Annotated in this window: 23 protein-coding genes; 16 read left to right on the top strand and 7 right to left on the bottom strand. The window is 46.0% G+C overall.

Going from position 1 to position 23013, the window contains the following annotated elements:
- Window positions 1-136 precede the first annotated feature (136 nt).
- Window positions 137-856, bottom strand: a complete 720-nt coding sequence (locus tag DW091_RS13020) for a family 1 encapsulin nanocompartment shell protein (RefSeq protein WP_224168801.1) — start codon at window positions 854-856, stop codon at window positions 137-139.
- A gap of 12 nt (window positions 857-868) precedes the next feature.
- A complete protein-coding gene (locus tag DW091_RS13015) occupies window positions 869-1231 on the bottom strand; it encodes a demethoxyubiquinone hydroxylase family protein (protein WP_074617011.1) in 363 nt (120 codons plus the stop codon).
- Between the two features lie 172 nt (window positions 1232-1403).
- On the opposite strand from DW091_RS13015, the gene DW091_RS13010 reads away from it, so the two are divergent.
- The 3 genes from DW091_RS13010 (at window position 1404) to DW091_RS13000 (ending at window position 5468) form a co-directional block, all read left to right on the top strand.
- Window positions 1404-3185 (top strand): ABC transporter ATP-binding protein, encoded by a 1782-nt coding sequence (locus DW091_RS13010; RefSeq protein ID WP_118518337.1) that lies wholly within the window; start codon window positions 1404-1406, stop codon window positions 3183-3185.
- A gap of 77 nt (window positions 3186-3262) precedes the next feature.
- Window positions 3263-4573: a methionine gamma-lyase family protein gene (locus DW091_RS13005; protein ID WP_074617162.1), complete on the top strand. Its 1311-nt coding sequence runs from the start codon at window positions 3263-3265 to the stop codon at window positions 4571-4573.
- A 1-nt stretch (window position 4574) separates the two neighbouring features.
- A complete protein-coding gene (locus DW091_RS13000; protein ID WP_118518336.1) occupies window positions 4575-5468 on the top strand; it encodes a methyltransferase domain-containing protein in 894 nt (297 codons plus the stop codon).
- A gap of 23 nt (window positions 5469-5491) precedes the next feature.
- Here the strand turns inward: DW091_RS13000 and DW091_RS12995 are convergent, their stop codons facing one another.
- Window positions 5492-6304 carry an MBL fold metallo-hydrolase gene (locus DW091_RS12995; RefSeq protein WP_058696363.1) on the bottom strand — a complete coding sequence of 271 codons (813 nt, stop codon included), beginning with the start codon at window positions 6302-6304 and terminating at the stop codon, window positions 5492-5494.
- A 131-nt stretch (window positions 6305-6435) separates the two neighbouring features.
- Here DW091_RS12995 and DW091_RS12990 point away from each other — a divergent pair, with 131 nt between their 5' ends.
- From DW091_RS12990 to DW091_RS12955, 8 genes are all read left to right on the top strand, one after another.
- Window positions 6436-7878, top strand: coding sequence for an aminopeptidase (locus tag DW091_RS12990; RefSeq protein ID WP_058694147.1), 1443 nt, complete (start codon window positions 6436-6438; stop codon window positions 7876-7878).
- 186 nt (window positions 7879-8064) lie between these two features.
- A complete protein-coding gene (rsxC, locus tag DW091_RS12985; protein WP_058694148.1) occupies window positions 8065-9405 on the top strand; it encodes an electron transport complex subunit RsxC in 1341 nt (446 codons plus the stop codon).
- Window positions 9406-9417: 12 nt separating this feature from the next.
- On the top strand, window positions 9418-10398 hold the full coding sequence (locus DW091_RS12980) for an RnfABCDGE type electron transport complex subunit D (RefSeq protein ID WP_058694149.1): 981 nt from the start codon (window positions 9418-9420) through the stop codon (window positions 10396-10398).
- Window positions 10391-11020, top strand: coding sequence for an RnfABCDGE type electron transport complex subunit G (locus DW091_RS12975; RefSeq protein ID WP_074617008.1), 630 nt, complete (start codon window positions 10391-10393; stop codon window positions 11018-11020). Before DW091_RS12980 ends, DW091_RS12975 begins: the two co-directional genes overlap by 8 nt.
- Entirely contained in the window at window positions 11020-11646 is a 627-nt protein-coding gene (locus DW091_RS12970) for an electron transport complex subunit E (RefSeq protein ID WP_058694151.1), read from the top strand. The genes DW091_RS12975 and DW091_RS12970 overlap by 1 nt, the downstream gene beginning before the upstream one ends.
- A complete protein-coding gene (gene rsxA / locus DW091_RS12965; RefSeq protein WP_013380941.1) occupies window positions 11643-12218 on the top strand; it encodes an electron transport complex subunit RsxA in 576 nt (191 codons plus the stop codon). Before DW091_RS12970 ends, rsxA begins: the two co-directional genes overlap by 4 nt.
- Before the next feature lie 13 nt (window positions 12219-12231).
- A complete protein-coding gene (locus DW091_RS12960; protein ID WP_058694152.1) occupies window positions 12232-13275 on the top strand; it encodes an RnfABCDGE type electron transport complex subunit B in 1044 nt (347 codons plus the stop codon).
- A gap of 157 nt (window positions 13276-13432) precedes the next feature.
- Window positions 13433-15031, top strand: coding sequence for an ABC-F family ATP-binding cassette domain-containing protein (locus DW091_RS12955; RefSeq protein WP_058694153.1), 1599 nt, complete (start codon window positions 13433-13435; stop codon window positions 15029-15031).
- A gap of 47 nt (window positions 15032-15078) precedes the next feature.
- Here DW091_RS12955 and DW091_RS12950 read toward each other — a convergent pair whose 3' ends face one another.
- Window positions 15079-15924, bottom strand: a complete 846-nt coding sequence (locus DW091_RS12950; protein ID WP_118518335.1) for a DUF4097 family beta strand repeat-containing protein — start codon at window positions 15922-15924, stop codon at window positions 15079-15081.
- Window positions 15921-16598: a LiaF domain-containing protein gene (locus tag DW091_RS12945; RefSeq protein ID WP_058694155.1), complete on the bottom strand. Its 678-nt coding sequence runs from the start codon at window positions 16596-16598 to the stop codon at window positions 15921-15923. The genes DW091_RS12950 and DW091_RS12945 overlap by 4 nt, the downstream gene beginning before the upstream one ends.
- 255 nt (window positions 16599-16853) lie before the next feature.
- On the opposite strand from DW091_RS12945, the gene DW091_RS12940 reads away from it, so the two are divergent.
- Window positions 16854-17393 (top strand): hypothetical protein, encoded by a 540-nt coding sequence (locus tag DW091_RS12940; protein ID WP_074617005.1) that lies wholly within the window; start codon window positions 16854-16856, stop codon window positions 17391-17393.
- 27 nt (window positions 17394-17420) lie between these two features.
- On the opposite strand, the gene DW091_RS12935 is transcribed toward DW091_RS12940, so the two are convergent.
- Window positions 17421-18209 (bottom strand): EFR1 family ferrodoxin, encoded by a 789-nt coding sequence (locus DW091_RS12935; RefSeq protein WP_158577892.1) that lies wholly within the window; start codon window positions 18207-18209, stop codon window positions 17421-17423.
- Between the two features lie 125 nt (window positions 18210-18334).
- Window positions 18335-18928, bottom strand: coding sequence for an XRE family transcriptional regulator (locus DW091_RS12930; RefSeq protein WP_013380933.1), 594 nt, complete (start codon window positions 18926-18928; stop codon window positions 18335-18337).
- 296 nt (window positions 18929-19224) lie between these two features.
- Between DW091_RS12930 and DW091_RS12925 the strand changes: the two genes are divergently transcribed.
- From DW091_RS12925 to thiI, 4 genes are all read left to right on the top strand, one after another.
- The gene (locus DW091_RS12925) at window positions 19225-19614 is read left to right on the top strand and encodes an ASCH domain-containing protein (protein WP_058694158.1); all 390 of its coding nucleotides are present in this window, start codon (window positions 19225-19227) and stop codon (window positions 19612-19614) included.
- A 29-nt stretch (window positions 19615-19643) separates the two neighbouring features.
- Complete coding sequence (gene dcd, locus DW091_RS12920) at window positions 19644-20186, top strand: dCTP deaminase (RefSeq protein ID WP_058694159.1); 543 nt, start codon at window positions 19644-19646, stop codon at window positions 20184-20186.
- 130 nt (window positions 20187-20316) lie between these two features.
- Window positions 20317-21483 carry a cysteine desulfurase family protein gene (locus DW091_RS12915; protein WP_058694160.1) on the top strand — a complete coding sequence of 389 codons (1167 nt, stop codon included), beginning with the start codon at window positions 20317-20319 and terminating at the stop codon, window positions 21481-21483.
- Between the two features lie 17 nt (window positions 21484-21500).
- Window positions 21501-22658 carry a tRNA uracil 4-sulfurtransferase ThiI gene (gene thiI / locus DW091_RS12910; RefSeq protein ID WP_058694161.1) on the top strand — a complete coding sequence of 386 codons (1158 nt, stop codon included), beginning with the start codon at window positions 21501-21503 and terminating at the stop codon, window positions 22656-22658.
- Window positions 22659-23013: the final 355 nt, after the last annotated feature.

The raw sequence follows: 23013 nt of genomic DNA, 5'->3' as shown, positions 1-23013 counted from the left end.
ATGGACTTAGGGGAGTCCATGCTTTTTTAATCTTTAAGGGAAAGTAGTATGTTAAATTTAAGTTATTCGAACACGACGATGGCTTCTCCGTTTTTAACGCGAAGTGCAACGGTTTCGAGAATTCTGAAATGATGATTCAAATCAACCAGCTCGAGATAGGAAGCAGCCCCAGATCCATATACTGTGCTTCGGAGCAGACCAGAAGGGCTTTGCCTGCCAGTGTATTGCTCTTAAATACACGGCCGCCTAAAAGCTCGCGGATACGATCGATTTCCATCATTCCGGTGCCTGGCTGGATGCGCTGCAGCTGGTAGTATAAATCAGGACCCATAGCCAGAGAATAACGGCCGATGATGCCCTTTTCGTCTAAAAGGGAGGCAGCGGCAGCAATATTTGAAAAGGCGTTTTCGCCGGTGCCCCAGTCTTCACGTTTCATGGTGGTAATACCCTGAGCGTTTAAAAGACCTTCGAGGCCTAAGGCTTTGTTGCCAAAGAAGATCATTTTATCTTCAGCTTTTGCTAAAGCCTGTGCGGCTCTGGCAACAGCAGACAGATCGATGGGGGTACCCATTCTCTGGCTGGCTTCCAGATCGCGCCATAAAATCATAAAATCGGCGTAAAGCTGCGGCAGCTCCACAAATTTTCTGCCGGTAGTACGCACGAAGTCATCTTCAAATTCTTCTTCTTTTGTCTGGGCATCAACATTAACGCCCTGTATTCCGGCGCCCAGAGGGCCGTAGAGCGGTAAAAAGCGGCGGCCGACAATGCATTTCTTGGCGGCTTCCACTACGGTATTGTCAATCTGTTCCCAAAGGTCATCTCCGAAGGGAGCAGTTGTTCTTGCTAAATAATCCATGTAAAACGCCTCCTACTCAATGAGACTGCCGATGGTAGCACCTTCAGGGGATTGTGCATCACTGCTTCCGGTTGGGATGCCTAAATCCTCCATCATTTCGTGTACTTCTTCTGCACCATCTTCAAAAAGTTTTGCTTCTTCAGGATCTAAGTAACGCATCAGAGTGGTTAATTCTCCAATGTGGGCTTTTTCTTCATCGCGAATATCGGCCAGTACCTTTTTGGCAACGACATTATCAGTTGCCTGTACATGAGCGTCATATAAATAAATGGCTTCCAGTTCTCCTGCGAGATCAAGACGGATGGCCTGTGCCAATTCCTTCTTGGTCATTTTTCTTTCTACGTTTCCTGCAAACGGATCTCCAAATGCTGGCATAATCTGTTCACTCCTTTCAATTTATCTGCAATGATATATACCCTCTCTTATTTAAGAATAACCATTTATCAAAAAAGTTTTTTGTGTTATAATCAGGTTGTTGTTAATTTGAAAATTCCAACGGCTCCGCAAGCCATTGGAATTTTTTAATGCTGGAGTGGAGGGAGAATTTATGGAAGAGACAAGACAAATAAGCACTGGTTACCTGATCAAAAGGTTTGCACCCTATTTTAAGAAGTACCGCTTCGTGCTGGTGCTGGATCTTTTCTGCGCAGCGCTGACGACGATCTGTGAGCTGGTACTGCCACTGATCGTGCGCTTTATTACAGACAAGGGTATGAACGATATGGCCAGCCTGTCCGTAAAGCTCATTCTTTATGTGGGGATTTTTTATCTGATTTTGAGACTGATCGACGCGGCTGCCAACTATTTTATGGCAAATATTGGACATGTGATGGGCGCGAAGATCGAGACAGACATGCGGCGGGATTTGTTTGAGCATCTTCAGAAGCTTTCCTTTTCATATTACAGCAATACAAAGGTAGGCCAGATTATGGCCAGGATTACCAGCGATTTATTTGACGTAACAGAGTTTGCCCACCACTGTCCCGAAGAATTTTTTATCGCCGCCCTCAAAATTACTGTGTCTTTCATCATTTTAGCCAATGTGAACGTGACACTGACCCTGATTATCTTTGCAGTGATCCCCATTATGCTGCTGTGTTCCATCTGGTTTAACAAGCGGATGCGTCGGGCTTTTAAAATGGGCCGTGTGGTGACCGGGGATATCAACGCGCAGGTAGAGGACAGTCTGCTGGGGGTGCGGGTCGTTAAATCCTTTGCCAATGAAGCCATTGAAGAGGAAAAGTTTAACGAAGGCAACGCGGGATTTCTGAATATTAAAAAGATGATGTACCGCTATATGGCGGGCTTCCAGACCATGACCCGTCTGTTTGATGGGATCATGTATATCGTGGTGGTAGTGGCCGGCTCGTTGTTTATGATCGGCGGAAAGATTACGCCAGGGGACCTGATGGCTTATCTGCTCTACGTCACAACGCTGCTCACCTCGATCCGCCGGGTCGTTGAGTTTACCGAGCAGTTCCAGCGGGGTATGACGGGAATCGAGCGCTTTATCGAGATTATGGACGAGCCCTTGGAAATTGTGGATACGCCGGGCGCCAAAAAACTGAAAAATGTTAAAGGCGATATCCGGTTTGACCATGTGGGCTTTATGTATTCCGATGATCATACCGAGGTGCTGTCGAACATTGACCTGCATGTGGAGCCCGGAAAGAACATTGCTCTGATCGGCCCCTCTGGAAGCGGCAAAAGCACGCTTTGCAACTTGATTCCACGTTTTTATGATGTGACCTCTGGCCGGATTCTCATTGACGGGCAGGATATTAAAGATTTAACCCTGCATTCACTCCGCTCTGAAATCGGCATGGTGCAGCAGGAGGTTTATCTCTTTGCGGGATCGGTATTTGAGAATATTGCCTACGGACTGCCCGGGGCCGACAGAGAAGCGGTTGAGACCGCAGCGAGACAGGCGGGTGCCCACGATTTTATCATGGGCCTGCCTGAGGGCTATGATACCTACGTTGGCGAGCGCGGCGTTAAGCTTTCCGGCGGTCAGAAGCAGCGCATCAGTATCGCGCGGGTATTTTTGAAAAATCCGCCAGTTCTGATTCTTGATGAGGCCACCTCAGCGCTGGACAATGAAAGCGAGCGGATTGTTCAGCAATCCCTCGAGAAACTGACGGTGGGCCGGACAACCTTTACCATAGCCCACCGCCTGACCACCATCCGTAATGCGGATATTATATTGGTGCTCACTGAAGACGGCATTGTGGAGCAGGGAACCCACAGGGAGCTGATGGCAAAGGGCGGCATTTATCACGACCTTTATCAGCTTTATACGGAAGACCGCGATCTCAACGAAGAATTTTAAAAGGGACTACACAAAAAACTGAAAATATGTTAGACTGAACTGAGAATTTGGTTCAGAGTACAAGAATGAAGGAAAGTATGGAAAACATTAAAAACGCTTATTTAAAAGAAGAATTTAATATTTCAGAGGATGTTATCTGTTTTGTCGATGCAGTGGAGGCTGCAATAAAGACTCGCCTGGCAGAGCTGGACGAAAAGGCAGAGTATCATCAGTATAAGGTCATCAAGGCTATGCAGCGCGCAAACCTGAGCGACCGTCATTTCCATCCCGCTACGGGCTATGGCTATGACGATGTAGGCCGTGAAGTAGTGGAAACCATTTATGCCGATATCTTTGGTGCAGAGGATGCTCTGGTAAGGCCTCATATTTCATCGGGGACCCACGCCATTTCGCTCTGCCTTTATGGGGTTCTGAGACCCGGTGACGAGCTTTTATCCATTACGGGCAGCCCCTATGATACCCTGCGGACCGTTATTGGCATTGAGGATGCGGACGTTGGTAATGGTACCCTTAAGGATTTTGGGGTAAATTACAATCAGATTGAGCTGACAGAGGATGGAAAAATTGACGAGGAAAAGGTTCTGTCCAGCATCCATGAGAATACAAAAATGATCTATATGCAGCGCTCTACCGGATACAGCTGGCGTAAGGCGCTTAAAATTTCAGATATGGCGGAAATCATCACGAAAGTAAAGGCAGCCAAGCCTGATGTGGTGGTATTTGTGGATAACTGTTACGGTGAATTCCTCGATTATAAAGAGCCGGTGGCAGTGGGCGCAGATCTTATGGCCGGATCGCTTATCAAAAATCCAGGCGGCGGCCTGGCTCCAACTGGCGGTTACGTTGCGGGAAAAGAAAAATATGTCTATATGGCAGCCTGCCGTCTGGCAGCGCCGGGTGTTGCCAAGGAAACCGGCGCCACGCTGGATATTAACCGTACACTACTCCAGGGCCTGTTTCAGGCTCCGACAGTGGTCGCGCAGGCCATAAAAACCGCTGTACTTATGGCAGCGGTCTATGATAAGCTTGGTTTTGGGGTCTGCCCTGGTGTGGAGGATTACCGCAGCGATATTATACAGAGTATTAAGCTCTGTACCCCCGAGGCGGTTAAGGTATTTTGCCGCGCGGTCCAGGAGGCAGCGCCGGTGGACTCCTTTGTGACACCGGAGCCCTGGGATATGCCGGGCTATAACTGCCCGATTATCATGGCCGCAGGCGCTTTTATTCAGGGATCGTCCATTGAGCTCAGCGCTGACGCACCCATGCGTGAACCATACATCGCTTATTTTCAGGGCGGGCTTACCCATTATCATGGAAAGCTCGGTCTGCTGCTTACCCTGCAGCGCTTAAAGGAAGCGGGGATTATTGAAAAATTACAGGAGGACTAAGATGATCAATAAAGATAAAATAGAACGCATTAATTTTTTGGCAAGAAAGAAAAAGGCCGAAGGCCTGACCACAGAGGAGCTGGAAGAACAGCAGAGTCTGCGCGCTGAATATCTGGAAGCGGTTCGGGCAAATTTGAAAAGCCAGCTGGACAGCATTGAAATCATGAGCCCGAATTATGAAGAAAGCTATACGGAGGAAGATAAGACACATATTGCAGAAATGAATGAAAAACTGGCGGTCGAATATGAGGACGCTCAGCGCAAGGAAAGAATGTCTGTTACTGAAGCGGGCAACCCAAGAAAGCCCCAGGGTGAAGCGGGCAAAATGATGATTGAGCGCATGAATGAAAGCCATGCAGAGATGACGGCCTGGGCGCTCGATAAACTGGATTTAAAACCAGAAGATAAAGTGCTGGACGTTGGCTGCGGCGGCGGAGCTGCTCTGAAACGCCTCTCTGGCCGTATTGACGGCGGAAAGCTTTACGGTATCGACTATTCCGAAGTATCCGTTGAGGCCTCGAAGGAACTGAACAAGGCGGATATTGAAAGCGGAAAAATGGAAATTCATCAGGGCTCTGTGTCTAAAATGCCCTTTGTGGACAATCTATTTGACGCCATCATTACAGTAGAAAGCTACTATTTCTGGCCAGATCTTGAGGAAGATATGCGTGAGGTGTTCCGTGTCCTAAAAGAGGGCGGTACCTTTATGCTCATTGCGGAAATGTATTTAAATGACGATCTGGATGAGCACCACATCGAAATGGCCAAGAAATTTGAACTGCGCAACCTGAGCGTCGACGAGTTTAAGGCACTCTTTGAGAAGGTCGGTTATAAAGAAACAAAGATCCATTTAAAGGATGGAAAATACTGGATTTGCGTAGAAGGCAAAAAATAAGAAAAGCGGCCTCGCCGCTTTTCTTATTTTAATTTAATAATGTCCAGATCGTCCGGAACGTAGATTTTGCCCTTAAAATATTTCTTTCCCTCGGCCTTATACCGTTTCTTTCGGTTTTGCAAGTTTTTTTCCTCGGTATGCCAGAGAACCAGATTGGCAATTTTCATCTCCTCGGCCAGCTCACAGGCCTCCCGGACCGTACTGTGGTGTTTTTTATATGGGTCAAAAATATCCCGTTCACTGTAAAGGCAGAAAGCCTCACTGAGCAGCCAGTCTGTATCCAGAACATATCTTTTACAGATAGGATTAAAGGGCTCATCGCCAAGACAGGTCAGCTTTTTTGTGTTTTTCAGCATGGTGGTAAAACCGAACTGTTTAAGCTTGGTGGAGTGAATATCAAAAAAGGTGATATAATAATCAAGGATTTTTTCGGTCTGCCCGTCCTGAACAGGGATCAGAAGGATACGGCTGCCAAAGAGGGCTGTGAGCTTTTTCTGCAGAGTCAGATCACAGATGGTCACCACAGTTTTAATGAGCTCGTCATGGCAGTAAATTTTGAGGGTGCCCTTGTATTTTTGATCCAGCATCATCGAGGCGATCTGCCGTATGAGCCAGACCACGCCAAGCACATGGTCGGTATGGCCGTGCGTGATGAAAAGATGATGAATATGCGCGGGGTTGATTGATGCTTTTTTCAACTGCCTGAGGATGCCATTTCCACCCCCTGCGTCTACCATAAAATATTCTTTTCCACTTTTAATCGCAAAGCAGGTATTATAACATTCGGTCACCATGGCGTTTCCAGTGCCGAGGACAATCAGTTTTTCTGTTTTCATATTGTCACTTCCTTTTGAATTTTCCTTAACCAGTTTATCATAGAAGTTTTTTTTCATCAATTGGGACTTTACCTTGCTCGTAACAAAAGGTAAAATAGGGTTAGACAAAACTTATAAAAGGAGGTTCATTTATGAGCAAAGATAAAGAAAGTAAAGCAAAAGAACTCCAGAAATCCCTGACTAAAAAGTTTGAACTGGCGTGGCACGCGCTGGAAAACGATGAAAAGACAATGGTCGATGATTTTTGTGAAAGCTATAAAGAGTATCTGACTGTTTCAAAAACCGAGCGTTTGTGCGCGGCTTATACCGTTCTTCTGGCAGAAGAAAAAGGTTTTAAACCTCTGGAATACTACCAGGCTAAGGGTAAGGTCGTACCTGGAGACAAAATTTATGTTGTTTTCAGAAAGAAAACCGTTCTGTTGTTTGTTGTGGGCGAGGAGGCCCTGGAAAACGGCATGTCGATTATTGGCGCCCACATTGATGCGCCAAGACTCGATTTAAAGCCGGCTCCTCTGTATGAAGAATCCGATATGGCTTATTTTAAAACTCACTACTATGGCGGAATTAAAAAGTATCAGTGGGTGACTATGCCGTTGGCCCTTCATGGCACAGTTGTCAAAAAAGATGGTGAAGTTATTAATATTTCATTGGGGGAAAAGGATGAAGAGCCTGTTTTCTGTATTACCGATTTGCTGCCTCACCTCTCACAGGAACAGAATCAGAAAAAAATGGCAGAAGGGATCAAGGGCGAGGGCCTGAATCTTATTATCGGCAGCATTCCATATGCGGATAAGGATATAGGCGATGCCGTAAAACTGAATATCCTCAAGCAGCTCAATGACACCTATGGCATTATCGAAGAGGACTTTGCCAGCGCAGAACTGGAGGTTGTACCTGCCGGCGCTGCCAGAGATGTGGGCTTTGACCGCAGCTTTGTGGGAAGCTATGGACAGGACGATCGTGTATGCGCCTTTACAGCGACAATGGCAATCTTAAACCAGGATGATGAGAAACCGCCTAAACGCACATTGTGCACGATTCTGGCCGACAAGGAAGAAATCGGCAGCTATGGCAGTACGGGCATGCAGTCGAATTTCTTTGAAAATGAAATGGCAGAGCTTATCGATCTGACAGAGGATCATAAGCCTGAGCTGACCTTAAGGCGCTGTCTTAAAAATTCGGAGTTTTTATCCGCAGATGTTACGGCAGCCTATGATCCGAATTTTTCAGGAACACATGATCTGTACAACGCGCCTTTTGCGGGCAAAGGACTGGTCATTTCAAAATATGGCGGCTCCAGAGGGAAGTCCGGCTCTAATGACGCGCACGCTGAGTTTTTAGGAAAACTGCGCGAGTGTTTTAACGCGGCAGATGTCACCTGGCAAATGGGCGAGCTTGGCCGTGTGGATCTTGGCGGCGGCGGCACCATCGCTTATATGCTGGCAGAATATGGCATGGATGTGGTGGACTGCGGTCCGGCATTGCTGAGTATGCACTCTCCCTTTGAGCTTTGTTCAAAAGCGGATGTTTATATGACCTATAAAGGTTATAAAGCATTCTTCGACCATTGCTGAGACGCGTAAATCTTGGAAGTCAAAGTTTCCGCTGGTAAGTGGAAATTTTGGCTTTTATTATTACCTTAAAGCAAGAAATCTTTATTAGACTACTGATAAAATTTCTTCTTGTCTTTAGTATGGTAAAGGTGTTAAAATAGATTACATGTAACATAAAGTTAAAAAAAGAAGCAAGAGGTGTGTGAATTGGAATTAAAGGAAAAACAAAAAACGTTCCGGGGTGGAATCCATCCACCTTACAGGAAAAAGAGAACGGCATCCGTCTCGGTTAAAGTTGCAGCCGAACCTAAGGTTGTAACGATTCCAATGTCCCTTCATATCGGTGCGCCCTGTACACCGGTAGTGAAAAAGGGAGATATGGTTTACCTCGGCCAGAAAGTTGGAGAAGCAAACGGTTTTGTTTCAGCCCCTGTGCACTCAAGCGTATCCGGTACGGTTATCGCGGTTGAGGAGCGGGCGCATCCCAACGGGGAGATGATCATGTCTGTGGTCATTGAATCTGACGGTAAAAACACGGTTGACCCTTCGATCAAGCCCTACGGCAATTTCAGAAAGTATGAGCCTAAGCAGATTATTGACATTATCCGCGAAGCCGGAATTGTCGGTATGGGGGGCGCTACCTTTCCAACGCATGTTAAGCTGAGTATTCCACCGGACAAAAAGGTGGACAGCGTGATTTTAAACGGCGCGGAATGTGAACCTTACCTGACTGCTGACCATCATCTGATGCTGGCCCGGCCAAAGCGTATTGTCCAGGGGCTGAGAATCGCCATGCGGGCAGTCGGGGTCGACAAGGGCTATATTGGCGTGGAGAGCAATAAGCCAAACGCCATTGAAAAACTTAGAAAGGCCATCACTGAGAAGGATAATATCGAGGTAGTGGTTTTAGAAACAAAGTATCCGCAGGGAGCAGAAAAACAGCTGATTAAGGCGGTTACTGACCGCGAGGTGCCATCCGGCGGCCTGCCGGCCGACGCAGGGGTCGTGGTGATGAATGTAGGCACAGCCTGTCAGATTGCCATCACGTTTGAAACCGGTTTACCTCTGCATAAACGGCTGCTGACCTGTACAGGCAACGCAGTAAAAAATGCAAGGACAATGGAGGTTAAGGTGGGCGTGCCGTATCAGGAGGTTATTGACCAGTGCGGCGGATTTGCAAAGAAACCATACAAGGTTATCTCCGGTGGCCCGATGATGGGAGTAACCCTGTTCAGTACCGATGTCCCAATAATGAAGGGAACATCAGGAATCCTGTGCCTGACAAAGGGCGCGGCCTATATCCCCGAGCCTTCTAACTGTATCCGCTGTGGAAAATGCGCGGAGGCATGCCCGATTCATTTGCAGCCTCTTTACCTGGCCGCCTACTCAGAAAAGGAACGCTGGGAAAAGTGCGAGGAATACCATGCTCTCGACTGCATCGAATGCGGCAGCTGCTCATTTATCTGTCCTGCCAAGCGGACGCTGGTTTCATCGATTCGTGTGGCAAAACGTCAGATAACAGCATTAAAACAGAAAGAAAAGAAATAGGAGGAGCATCAATTGAGTAAATTAGATTTAACACTGACTGTATCCTCATCACCACATATACGCGCAAAGCATAATACGTCCAGCATTATGCAGAGTGTTATCGTTGCGCTTTTACCGGCGCTCGCAGTTGCCGGATATGTATTTGGCATGAGAACCTTCCTGATCGTGGCGCTCTGTGTCGCCAGCTGTGTTGTGACGGAAGCAGTTATCCAAAAGCTGATGAAAAAGCCCATTACTGTCAGTGACTGGAGCGCCGTTGTTACGGGACTTCTGCTGGCCTTTAATCTGCCTATCACAGCACCGTGGTGGATGTGTATTATCGGTTCAGTTTTTGCCATCGCCCTGGTTAAGCAGTGCTTTGGCGGCCTTGGACATAACTTTATGAACCCGGCTTTGGCGGCCAGGGCTTTTCTGGTAGCGTCATGGCCAACCCACATGACAGGCACAGCCTATATCCCGCTGGCAGATACCTTTACGACGGCGACACCGCTGGGAATTTTAAAGGAGGGCCTGGATCTGACCGCGCTGCCCAGTAATCTGGATATGTTTCTTGGGATCAATGGCGTCTATGGCTCCATTGGAGAAATCTCCGCGTTGGCGCTGCTGATCGGGGGCATTTATCTGATTGTCCGCGGTGTTATCAGCTGGCGTATTCCGGCGGTTTATCTTGCGACAGTGGCGGTTTTGTCGCTTGTATTTGGTCAGGACCCAATCTTTCAGCTTTGCTCTGGCGGTTTAATGTTGGGTGCCTTCTTCATGGCAACGGATTATGTCTCATCTCCGAGCACTCCGGTTGGACAGATTATCTTCGCCTTTGGCTGCGGCTTGATTACCATGATTATTCGAATGTTCGGCGGCTATCCTGAGGGGGTATCTTACTCTATCCTTCTGATGAATGTGGCGGCTCCGCTCATCGAACGGTTTACCCGTCCGCGTATTTACGGAGCACCGAAAAAGGAGAAAAAGAACAAAGAGGTGGAAGTGAATGGCTAATAAACAAAAAATATCCATCGACTGGAAAAACGTCATCAAGCTGGCTGTTATTCTCTTTGTCATCACGGCGATCGCATCTCTTTGCCTCGCAATGACGAATTACGTAACATCTGATGTTATCGACCAGCGCAATGAGCAGGCCAATACTGAGGCAAGACAGGCTGTTTTGCCGGATGCCGATAAATTTGAGGCCGTAGATAATATCGAAGCGATTGCGGCCGCTGCTGCCCCAAATGAAGCCAGTATTATTAAGGAAGCCTACGTTGGCTATAAGGGAAGCGACTTGGCGGGCTATACCGTCAAAACAGCTCCGAGCGGCTATGGCGGAGCGGTTGAAGTATTGACCGGTATCGATAAAGATGGCAAGATTACAGGCATTACGATCTTAAGCCAGAGTGAAACACCGGGGCTTGGCGCAAAATCTACTGAGCCGGCGTTCCAGGAACAGTTTAAAGGAAAAGACGCGAAAAAGGAGATCGCGGTTATTAAAAGCGGAGAAGCTTCAGACAATCAAATAACCGCCATTACCGGCGCGACAATCACTTCCAAAGCTGTTACAACAGGCGTCAACGCATCTGAAAAAGTCTACGAAGCGCTTGCGAAGGAAGGAGGCGCACAATAATGGGTAATTTTAAACATTTTACAAATGGGCTGATCAAGGAGAACCCAACATTCCGCCTGCTGCTGGGGATGTGTCCGACTTTGGCAGTTACGACCTCGGCGATAAACGGTCTGGGCATGGGGCTTGCGACCACTGTTGTTCTGATCGGTTCAAATGTTGTTATTTCAGCTTTAAGGAAAATCATTCCGGACAAAATCCGTATCCCGGCTTTTGTCGTCATCATCGCATCCTTCGTAACCATTGTCGGCATGCTGATGAAGGCTTATGTGCCGGCGCTGGATGCCGCGCTGGGGATTTATATTCCTCTGATTGTTGTCAACTGTATTATTCTCGGACGTGCGGAAGCCTTTGCGTTTTCTAACCCTGTTCTGGCATCTTTTGCGGACGGCGCAGGGATGGGCCTCGGCTTTACACTGTCCCTGACCGTGCTGGGTTCAATCCGCGAGATCATCGGTGCAGGCGCGATTTTCGGTCTGAGCATTTTCGGCGCTGGCTATGAACCGGTTCTTATATTTATCCTGCCGCCAGGAGCCTTCCTGACCTTGGGTGTTGGCATTGCAGCCATCAATAAGATTACAGAAAAACTAGAAGCGAAAAAATCAAATAAGGAGGATAGCCTGTCATGACCAATATACTCCTGATTTTAGTCAGCGGCATTTTTGTCCAGAACTTTATTTTGTCAAAATTCCTCGGTATTTGCCCTTTTCTCGGCGTTTCTAAACAGATTGAAACAGCTGTGGGGATGGGGATTGCCGTTACCTTTGTAATGGCCATGGCTTCGGCGATTACCTATGTGGTGCAGTACGCTATTCTGGACCCGTTAGGTCTTGGATATTTACAGACCATTGCCTTTATTCTGGTTATTGCGGCCTTGGTACAGTTGGTTGAAATGATTATTCAAAAAACCAGCCCGTCTCTTTATCAGGCGTTGGGTGTCTACCTTCCGCTGATCACGACCAACTGTGCGGTACTGGGGGTTGCGCTGTTAAACATCCAGTATGGTTACAATTTTATCGAAACAGTTTTCAATGGGATTGCCGGGGCCCTTGGCTTTACACTGGCGATCGTGCTGTTTGCCGGTATCCGGGAACGTCTGGAGCTGTCCGATATTCCAAAGCCCTTTGAGGGATTCCCGATCGCGCTTGTTACAGCGGGTCTGATGGCCATTGCGTTCCTGGGATTCTCCGGAATGCTGTAAGGAGGTGCCGGAAATGTTAATGGAATTACTGATTCCTGTAGGTATTTTAGGTGCCATGGGATTGATTTTCGGAGCTGGTCTCGCCATCGCCTCAAAGGTATTTGAGGTTAAAACGGACGAGCGGGTTCCTTTGGTGAGAGATGCCCTTCCAGGGGCAAACTGCGGCGGCTGCGGCTTTCCAGGCTGTGATGCCCTTGCGGCGGCCATCGTAAACGGTGAGGCGGCGGTGAATGCCTGTCCGGTAGGCGGCGCGGCCACAGCCATGGCCATTGGAGAGATTATGGGAGAAAGCATCGGCAGCAGCGAGCCGATGGTGGCCTGTATTCACTGCAACGGTGATTGTACCCATTCGCCGAACCGTGCGGATTATTATGGTATTCAGGACTGCCGCCAGGCCATGATTGCGAGCGGCGGCGTAAAGACATGCCGGCATGGCTGTATGGGGCTTGGTACCTGTGTCAGCGCCTGTATGTTTGGTGCGTTATCCATTGGTGATAACGGTCTGCCCGAGGTGGACGTTGATAAATGTACGGCCTGTGGTAAATGCAGGGATGCCTGTCCAAAAGGCATTATCGATTTGATTCCGGCAGACCAGCTGGTGCATGTGGACTGCCGTAATACAGACAAGGGCAAGCTGGTACGCGCTGTCTGCGATATAGGCTGTATTGCCTGTAAAGCCTGTGTGAAGGTATGCCCAGTGGAAGCCATTACGGTTGAAAATAATCTGGCATCCATCGATTACGATAAATGTACCCAGTGTCAAGCTTGTTTTGAAAAATGTCCGACAGGCGCCATTACACTGGAACAGCGCATTGTCATTGGCGATGAAACCACCGTTATTGAGCTGGAACCGGAAAAGGATCTGGATGAGGAAATGGAAGCGATCATGCAGGTCGATGCTGAGCCAGTAGAAGAATTTGTAGAAGTCAGCGGAGAAATCGAAGTTTTAGAAACAAGAGAAAATATGGAAGAACCCGAAAAAACAGTTGATCCTGCAGAAGAACATCCTGAAGATGAAAAAGATAAGGTCGAGTTTAAAATAAGCGATCTGAAATAGGCTTAAGGAGTGCCGCTAAGGTTGCGGCGCTCCTTTTTTGAATTAACGATAATTTCCAGCAGAAAGAACTGGAAAAAGCATTGGGTTTAGGCTATAATAGAGACTCATGGGCCAAAGCGCCATATTTTTCAAACCAGAGGAGTATAGAAGTTACAGAATGATTACAGTATCTGATTTAAGTTTAAATTTTGATGGAAGCAATTTGTTTTCAAACGTTAATATAAAATTCACACCGGGAAACTGCTATGGTATTATCGGTGCCAACGGAGCGGGTAAATCCACCTTTTTAAGAATTTTATCTGGTAATCTCGAGCCGTCCAGCGGTGATGTCATTATGCCTAAAGAACTGCGCATGTCCGTATTGAAGCAGGATCATTACGCTTTTGACGACTATTCAGTGCTGGACACCATTATTATGGGAAATCAGCATCTTTATGACATTATGAAGGAAAAGGACGCTATTTATGCGAAAGAGGATTTTTCCGATGAGGATGGCATCCGAGCTGGAGAGCTGGAGGGAGAATTTGCCGATCTGGGCGGCTGGGAAGCCGAATCTGACGCTTCCCGTCTGGTGCAAGGGCTTGGGATGGATGCCTCCATCATTGACGCGCAGATGGGCGGTTTGACCGGTAATGAAAAGGTCAAGGTGCTTTTGGCTCAGGCCCTTTTTGGAAAGCCGGATATTATCCTGCTTGACGAACCGACTAATAACCTGGATATCCAGGCAGTGGTCTGGCTGGAAGAATTTCTCATGGATTATCCCGGCACTGTGATCGTGGTGTCTCATGACCGCTATTTCCTCAATAATGTGTGTACCCATATCGTGGATATTGATTTTGGAAAAATCAAGCTGTATGTCGGGAATTATGATTTCTGGTACGAATCCAGTCAGCTCGTTCAGAGAATGCTGAAGGACCAGAACAAGAAAAAAGAGGATAAAATAAAAGAGCTGCAAAATTTTATCGCCCGTTTCTCAGCCAATAAGTCCAAATCCAAGCAGGCAACCTCCAGAAGAAAGCTGCTTGATAAGCTGGCTGTTGAAGAAATGCCGGCCTCATCCAGAAAATATCCCTATGTTGGTTTTAATATGGACCGCGAACCAGGAAAAGAAATATTAGAGGTAGAAAACCTTTCTAAGACTATCGACGGTGTGAAGGTTTTAAACAATGTAAGCTTCAGAATTAACAAAGAGGATAAAGTCGGTTTTGTCGCTGAAAATGAAATTGCCATGACGACCCTGTTTAAAATTCTGATGGGGGAAATGGAGCCTGATGAGGGCAGCTTTAAGTGGGGGCAAACCGTTTCGACCTCCTATTTTCCACAGGATAATACTTCCTATTTTGAGGGCTGTACTCTTAATATAGCAGAGTGGCTGAAACAGTTCACCACCGAGGAAACAGAAACCTACCTGAGAAGCTTTTTAGGACGTATGCTTTTTTCAGGGGATGATATCTATAAAGAGGTGCGCGTGCTCTCCGGCGGGGAAAAGGTACGCTGCATGCTGTCCAGAATGATGATGTTCGGCTCTAACGTATTGGTGGTAGACCAGCCGACCAACCACCTGGATCTCGAGTCCATCACCGCGGTTAACAACGGATTGATGGATTTTAAAGGGGTAATTCTTTTTGCCAGCCATGACCATCAGTTTATGCAGACGCTGGCTAACCGGATCATCGAGCTGACAGATGACGGCATTATTGACCGGTTATCGAGTTATGATGAATTCCTGGAATACAAAAAACAGATGAACGCATAATAAAAAAGACACGGATCATATACGATGTTTCCGTGTCTTTTTTTATTTTATTCGAAAGCGATCCGCAGTGATCCGACACCACCGTTTATCTCTAAGCTGTTGGGGGCTCCGCTGTTTCTGAAACGGTCTTTCGTATAGCGTGATCCATCCACTGTAAGCTCACCAAGCCCAGGCTCACCTTTTATGTCAAAATCCGCGGCATTGCCATTGATGGCAAAGGTCGTCTCACCGACGCCGCCGTCAATTTTATTTTTTCCAGTGAGAGAGCCTTCAAAGGAAACCCTACCCACACCGCATTCCATATCCATGTCGTTTATCTTCATATCTGAGAGAATAACTTCCCCTGCGCCGTTATTGAATTTGGCATTATCAGCGATGATGCTGCTCATCTCAACGCGCCCAACGCCCATATCCACCTTCAGACGGCCTGTTTTAAGGGTATCAATGCTGGTGTCTGAGGCGCCAAAAGCCAGCTCTACCTCTTTAAAGGCAGCACCCTCAGGGATGGTGACAGTGAGATGAGGCTTTTTAGAATCCGACAAGGCATTTAAAAAATTCACTGGGTCTTTAATGCTATCTTTAATTTTCAAGGTATCAACCTTTTGCTCGGCAGTAAAATTACTCGGGAGGTTGTAACCTTCGACCTTAAAAACATCGCCCTTTTGAATTTCCAGATATCCAGCAGAAAAATCAAGGTCAAGCGTTGTGACGCCATTAAATTCCTGAGAAAATTCCTTATTTGTCACAACACTGCCGGCGGTATTGTTGCCGAAGTGTCCAAAAGCGCCAAAGAGACTCAGGGCGGTTTTAACAATGACAGATATGATAAAGATCGCCAGAATCAGCCCAAGGGCGATAGCAACGTATTTTACGACTTTACTGGTGCTTCTCATAAAATATCAACTCCTCCAAAGATACAGACACTGTTGAGATAGATAGTGGGCGGGTTTGCAACGGCGGGGCGGGGCGTTTTATCAGAAACGCCTCCGAATATCGGGGTGCTGGAGACATCCACCCGCACATTGGACGGTACATTAATATCAATACCGCCGAAGATGCTGGTCGTGGTGATGGTGATGTCCTCTGTAATAAGCGCGTCCCTTAAATCAAGGTCAATACCTCCGAATACAGCGGTCAGCGTTGCGCCTCGAAAGGACTCCCCTGGAAAACGCAGCTCCTGTGAGCCAAAAATGGCGGTATAGTCCTGTGTTTCTCCCTGGGTAAGAAGCTTAACCTCACGGGAACGGCGGCTGCCTCTGCCGCGGAAGATAATGCTGACGCCAATAATCACCAGAATTAACGGGAAAATGAGCTCACCGATTAAATGTCCGTTGATAAAATCCTGTTCGCCGAGCAGTAATAAAACGCCGATGGCCAGCACAATACAATTGCCTGTTCTAAAACCGTTTTGAACAATGCTGATAATGCTGGGAATAATAATGATTAAAGTCCACCAGCCGCTGAAAAATAATGAAAAATGCCAGTATCCCATGACCTGTCCGCCAAAGCCGACGCCAAGAGCTATAAAGAAAATCCCCCAAAGGGCATTACCGAGTGAATGTCTCATTTTTATTCTCCTTGCTTTGTAGTGACTTCATTATAACGGATTCTAAGAGCATTTAACAGCAAAATATAAAAGTGGTGACAGATGTAATATGAATATGATAAAAATCACGGTAAAAAAGGATTAAAGCCGCGGACTGGTAAGAAACGGTAATTTATATTTATAAAGAAAAAGAGAGACTTTGCTTGATGATTTAAAGGTTTTGGGTATATTATAATAGATAGTTAAAATCATATGATTTAATAAGGAGATGAGACCATGGCATTACAGGAAGTTAAAAAGTTTATTACTTACATTAAAGACAACCGCGAGGCTTTGGAAAAATATAACGAAAAGCTTCTGGAAACAGGCAGTTACATGTTTATGGACCCGGCATTGATGACCGAAAGCTACACACCGTTAACGACCATTCCAGATAATCCGGAGGATGATATCTTAGAAGAAATCATTCACATTGATGATAAACAGCAGGAAGAGGCTGAAAAAGAAGCAAATCCAGCCCCTAAAAGAGAAGGTCTTGGCGAAAAGATAGCGAACAAATGGGACGAGTTTGTTGAGGGCGTCGTATTTGATGGAAAATCAAAAGAAGAACGCCTGGAAGAAAGACGCCATCACCTTTTTGGAAAACTCGCAGAGATAGCAAAGGACGAAGATTTTGACGTTACCCAGGATGATCTGGAGTACTATATCGGGCAGAGTGTCGAAAAACTGATCGAAGAAAATCCGGGCGATGATTCTGTTGAAATATTAGAAAAACTTTTAGATAGCTTTGCGGAGAAACAAAACAAAGAAGATTAATAAAAAAACCGGCTTAAGCCGGTTTTTTTAGTCTTCAGTGATATAGAAGATTTCAGGTTTTTTATAAATGCCTGCGAAATTACTTTCAAGGAATTGAACAGTGGCCAAAAACGGTGGTGCCGTAAATTTGCGGGCTTCGACCGGGCAGATTTTTACGCAGGCACAGCAGCGGATGCAGAGGTCCGGGTCGGTTTGGGTCGGGTCATCTGGATTAATGGCCGCAACAGGGCAAACCGGGATACACTCGCCGCATTGGGTACAGTCCTCTGATACCTCGGGTGCCAGAGGTGTATAGTTCATGCCGTCTTTATAAGGATAGTTGCCCTTTACGATCAGCGTTCCCTTACAATCTTTTTTTCGCAGATATTTTTCGCGGATCGTACGGCCTAGATTCCCCATGATTTCAAGGTCGTTTTCATCCGGCCGGCCGCCGGCAAGCTTGTCACTGTAGGAATGAACTGCCAGGAAAGCGGCAGCAGCTACAGGAACAAAGCCATTCTCAATGGCAAGATTTTTCAGCTCCAGCAAAGCATCATCATACTCGCGGTTTCCATAGGTTACAACCAGGACAGCAGGGGTGTCGTCGCCTTCAATACCTTCAAAAATATTTTCTGGCTTTGGTGGAATACGCCCAGCGTAGACAGGGCACCCAAGAATGACAAAGCTGTCTTTTGTAAAATGAAGTTTTTCTTTGCGGCCCTGCGGATAGGTTCTGTCATGCTCAATTACCTGGGCTTTGGCCCCGGCGGCGATGGCCTGGAGTGTTTTACGGGTATTTCCTGTAGGACTGAAATAAACGAGATCAATATCTTTCATAAATGCCTCCCTGATTTTAGATTTTATTAAGTTAAGCATACGCCTTAAAATGCCTCCTGTCAAGAAAGAGGCAGGCATTAAAAAAGCCCCCTGGTTTGATCAAACCAGGGGGCTTTGTAGATAAATTAAAGGCTGCGTCTTACCTGGCGGACAACGCCGAGAATACGCGCTTTTTCTTTACTGGTATTTGCGTAAAAATCGCCGCGTTTTGAAGGAACTAAAGGTTGTACCAAAACGCCGTTTGGCTGCATGAAAACATATTTGATTTCTGCATCATAGCCGCTTACCTGTACCAGGGCAATTTCTCCATCTTCGCAGTTATCGCGAACTTCGATGATCAGAACATCGTCCTTTAAAAAGACAGGGGCCATTTCATCATCAGAAACTTTGAACCCGACATAAGTTTTGCCGTTTTCAAGCATCTTAACGCCCAATTCTTCATAACCAGCCCGTTCTTCAATATTTGCCCATTCAACACCTGCCGGTACACGGGTGTAAACAACGATTTCATTGTCCTTTTTCAGACGACTTGAGTCTACGCCAAGCAGGTAATCAGTGGTAACAGAATAAATATCTGCCAATTGTTTAATTGTGTTAATATCCGGATAATTTTTATCCGTTTCCCACTGGCTGACAGCAGTCTGTGAGACACCCAATCTTTCGGCAAGATTTGCCTGGGACAAGTTGCGTTCTTTTCTGAGTTGTCTGTACTTGTTCATTCTTCCAATCTCTCTCTCTTAACATTTTTTTATTGCTTTGATTAGTGCTCCAGTTAATCAAAGATAATATTATCTTATAAGTAAATGAAAGAAAAGTAAATAATAAATTCAAAACATTTTAAATTCAATTAAAAATATTTAAATAAAAGACACTAAATTGCTTTTATTTTTTAATTATATGAAAACAGTTCCACAATTCTTAATGGTTTTAAAGAAGTGGTCAACCTCTTCTATTGAAAAAATGCAAAGAATGGTTCATAATAAGAAATAGTTTATAAAAAAGGAGGAGAGAAAAATTGAAAGCGATCAGTATTCATCAGCCATGGGCAAACTACGTTGTTTTGGGGTTAAAGCAGTATGAAACCCGTTCCTGGCCTACCAAAATACGCGGCAGGGTTGCGATTCACGCGGCTAAAATTAAAAATTCAGAATATGAGGAGGGAATGGCGTTAGGTGCAATTATTGGAACTGTCGAAATAACCGACTGCTGCCCAGTAGAGCTTTTGAGAAATTCTCTCTCAAAAGATGAGATAAAAAGGGGTGATTTTTCTGATGGGCGCTATGCCTGGGAGCTGAAACATCCAGTTTTTTTTAAAAAGCCGATTTTGCTGCGCGGGTATCAGGGTTTTTGGAATTTAGATGATAATTTAGTGAAACAGATTGAAAAGCAGAGCGGAGCATGTTAAAATAATCAAAAATACGTTAGGTGGTACCAATGATTTTATCAGATAAGAGCATTTATAAATATTTAGACAGCGGTGAACTGGTTATTGATCCCTTGGAGAATGGACAAGTTCAGCCAGCCTCGGTCGATATTCGGCTGGGACGTAATTTTCTGAAATTGGATGAAAATAAGTTTGAGGCAATGTCCATGACGGATGAGATCCAGTATGTCCAGTTTGAGAGTGATTCAATTATTATTCCATCCAATTCCTTTCTGCTGGCTACAACGATGGAGTATATCAAGCTTCCCTGTGATTTGACAGCTTTCGTGGAGGGTAGAAGCTCCATCGGGCGTATGGGCCTGTTTATCCAGAATGCGGGATGGGTCGACCCTGGCTTTGAAGGTGAAATTACCCTGGAGCTTTATAATGCCAATCGCCTGCCCATTAAGCTGGAGGCGGGACGCCGCATCTGCCAGCTGGTGTTTGCGCAGATGGATGAGGAAGCGCTTAACCCTTATGCCGGAAAATACCAGGGCCAGCGCAATGCCGTGGGCAGCCGTATCTTTTTAGATAAAGAGCTAAAGGCACAGTAATAGAGCAAAAATTGTTATGGAAATTTAAATCGGACAATTCGTCCGGTTTTTTTATGGTATTTCTTGAGAGACGGCTGCCGGTAGGGTATAATAGAGAGCAGACTTGGGAAATTGAATTTGAGATCAGGTGATGAGAGTGAACGAAATATATTTAGACAATTCCGCAACAACGCGTCCCCATCCGGAAGTTGCGAAAGAGATGATGCGTTATCTTACAGAGGATTATGGAAACCCATCCTCCTTATATGACCGGGGAATTGTGGTCGAGAAGGCCATTAAGGATGTGCGTAGCCGCATAGCCGGCGCGATTCACTGTAATCCAGAGGAGCTGTATTTTACGTCTGGAGGAACAGAGGGCAATAATACGATCATTAAAGGGATTGTTGAAAACCAGCGTGTTGAGGATATAAGAATTATTACAACGCAGATTGAGCATCCTTCTGTCATGGAGGTTTTTAAGTTTTATGAGGACCATGGTATGGATGTGGTGTACCTCAGTGTGGATCATGAGGGATTTATTAATATGGGTGAGCTGGAAAAAAGCATCAATGAGCATACCGTACTTGTCAGTATTATGGGAGTTAATAATGAGACCGGAACAGCGCAGGATCTGGCGGCCATTGGAGGGCTTATTAAAAAATGTAACCCCGACTGCCTCTTTCATACCGATTATGTCCAGGGATTTATGAAACTGCCCGTAGATGTGAAAGCCTGTAAAATTGACGCGTTAACCTTGTGTGGCCACAAAATATGCGGTCCTAAGGGAATTGGAGCGATCTATCTTAGAAAGGGAGTCAGAATTAAACCGCTGATTATTGGAGGAGGCCAGGAGAGCAACCTTCGCTCCGGCACAGAGAATGTTCCTGGAATCATGGGGCTTGGCAAGGCTGTTGAAGTGCAGCAGGCCTGCGGTTCTGGCCAGCTGGATAAAATGCGTGCCATACGAAGTGAAATGATCAGCTGTCTTAAAGAAAATATTGAAGACATGCGGGTAAATGGGCCTGAAAATGGCTGCCCCTATGTTCTGAGTCTGTCCTTTAAGGGGGTCAGGGGTGAAGTGCTGCTTCATAGCCTGGAGGCTCAGCACATCTATGTGTCGACTGGCTCGGCCTGCTCATCACATAAAAAGGAAAAGCAGTATGTTTTAAAGGCTATTGACCTTCCCGAGGAGTACAAGGAAGGTACCATCCGTGTCAGCTTTTCAATGATGACGACTAAAGAGGAAGTGCTGGAGGCTGCAAAGGCCATAGAAAATGCGGTAGGCCAGTTGCGTAAGCTTTTGCGCCGAAAAAAATAAAAGTGAGGAATGAATTGATGAAACATGTCATTTTAGTAAGATATGGTGAGATTAGTCTGAAGGGCTTGAACCGGAATTACTTTATTGATTTATTGGTGAAAAATATCCGAAATACCCTGAAGCGCTTTACGAGTGTAAAGGTCCAGAAAATACAGGGGCGAATTATCGTCCACCTTTCAGAAGAAGATCTGGAAGGGGCGCTTGAGGCAGTGACAAAGGTCTTTGGGATTGTATCAGTCAGCCCGGCCATTGTAGTGGAAAGTGATATTGATGTCATTGAAAAGGCTACGTTGGAACAGGCCAATGCGGCGGATTTTAAAACCTTTCGTATTACGGCCAAGCGCGGGGATAAGCGTTTCCCTATTCAGTCTCCAGAGCTGGGACGGCGGCTGGGAGCTGTAGTGCTGCGCAATATTCCGGATATTAAGGTGGATATGCACACGCCGGAGATGAACTTATGGGTCGAGGTCCGCGAAGAGACTTATATTTACCATAGATTTATTCAATGTAACGGCGGCCTGCCCGTAGGGTGCAGCGGCAAGACGGCTTTGCTGCTCTCTGGTGGAATCGACAGCCCTGTGGCTGGTTATATGATGGCCAAAAGAGGAGTGGAACTGATCGGTGTTTATTTTCACAGCTTTCCTTTCACCAGTGACCGTGCAAAGGAAAAGGTCATTGATTTGGCAAAGATTGTGTCGGGTTACTGCGGAAAGGTAACGTTGTATGTCGTGCCCTTTACAGAAATCCAGACAAAAATTGTTGAGGTATGCCCGGAACGTCAGACGACCATTATTATCCGCCGGTATATGATGCGGATCGCCCAGGAAATTGCCAGACGCAACGGAGCCATGTCATTGACTACTGGGGAAAGCCTCGGGCAGGTAGCCAGCCAGACACAGGAAGGGCTGGGAGCAACCAACGCAGTTGTAGACCTTCCGGTTTTCAGGCCTCTGATCGGAATGGATAAGCAGGAGATTGTGGCTGTCGCGGAAAGAATCGGCACCTTTGAAACCTCTATTTTACCATACGAGGACTGCTGTACTATTTTTGTTCCCAAGCATCCTGAGACAAAGCCCAAGCTGGAAGCCGTTGTTAAATCAGAAAGACCTATGGAAGAAATTGCGGGACCTATGATTGAAAAAGCAATTGAGGATGCAGAAATTATAAGAGTTTAATAAAAACATTTAAAAGGCAGAAAAACAAAGGCAGAAAAACCAAACCGGTTTTCTGCCTTTTTTAGAGCGGGAAAATACGGACAGTGTAAATTTATTAAGTGAAAGCTAGAGTACACTCTATTGTTTTCGTTTAAAAAATTACAGCTTTCTTGATGATAAAACGAAACTTAAAAAAATCTTAAATATAAAAAAGAACGATTCTTATATAATTGTATACAAAAAACGAAAAGTGCTCGGTTAGAAAATGTTGAGAATTAGCTGATGTAAACGGAATAATAATTTTCAGTAAAAATGTAATTTACATTTTATTGAAAATTATTGTAAAATTAAAACAAAAACGCTTGACCTAGAGTGC

The organism is Eubacterium sp. AM05-23 (assembly GCF_003477535.1).
Lineage (GTDB): Bacteria > Bacillota > Clostridia > Eubacteriales > Eubacteriaceae > Eubacterium > Eubacterium maltosivorans.
The sequence above is the reverse complement of the archived record's forward strand: the minus strand, read 5'-3'. Positions and strand labels throughout refer to the sequence as shown.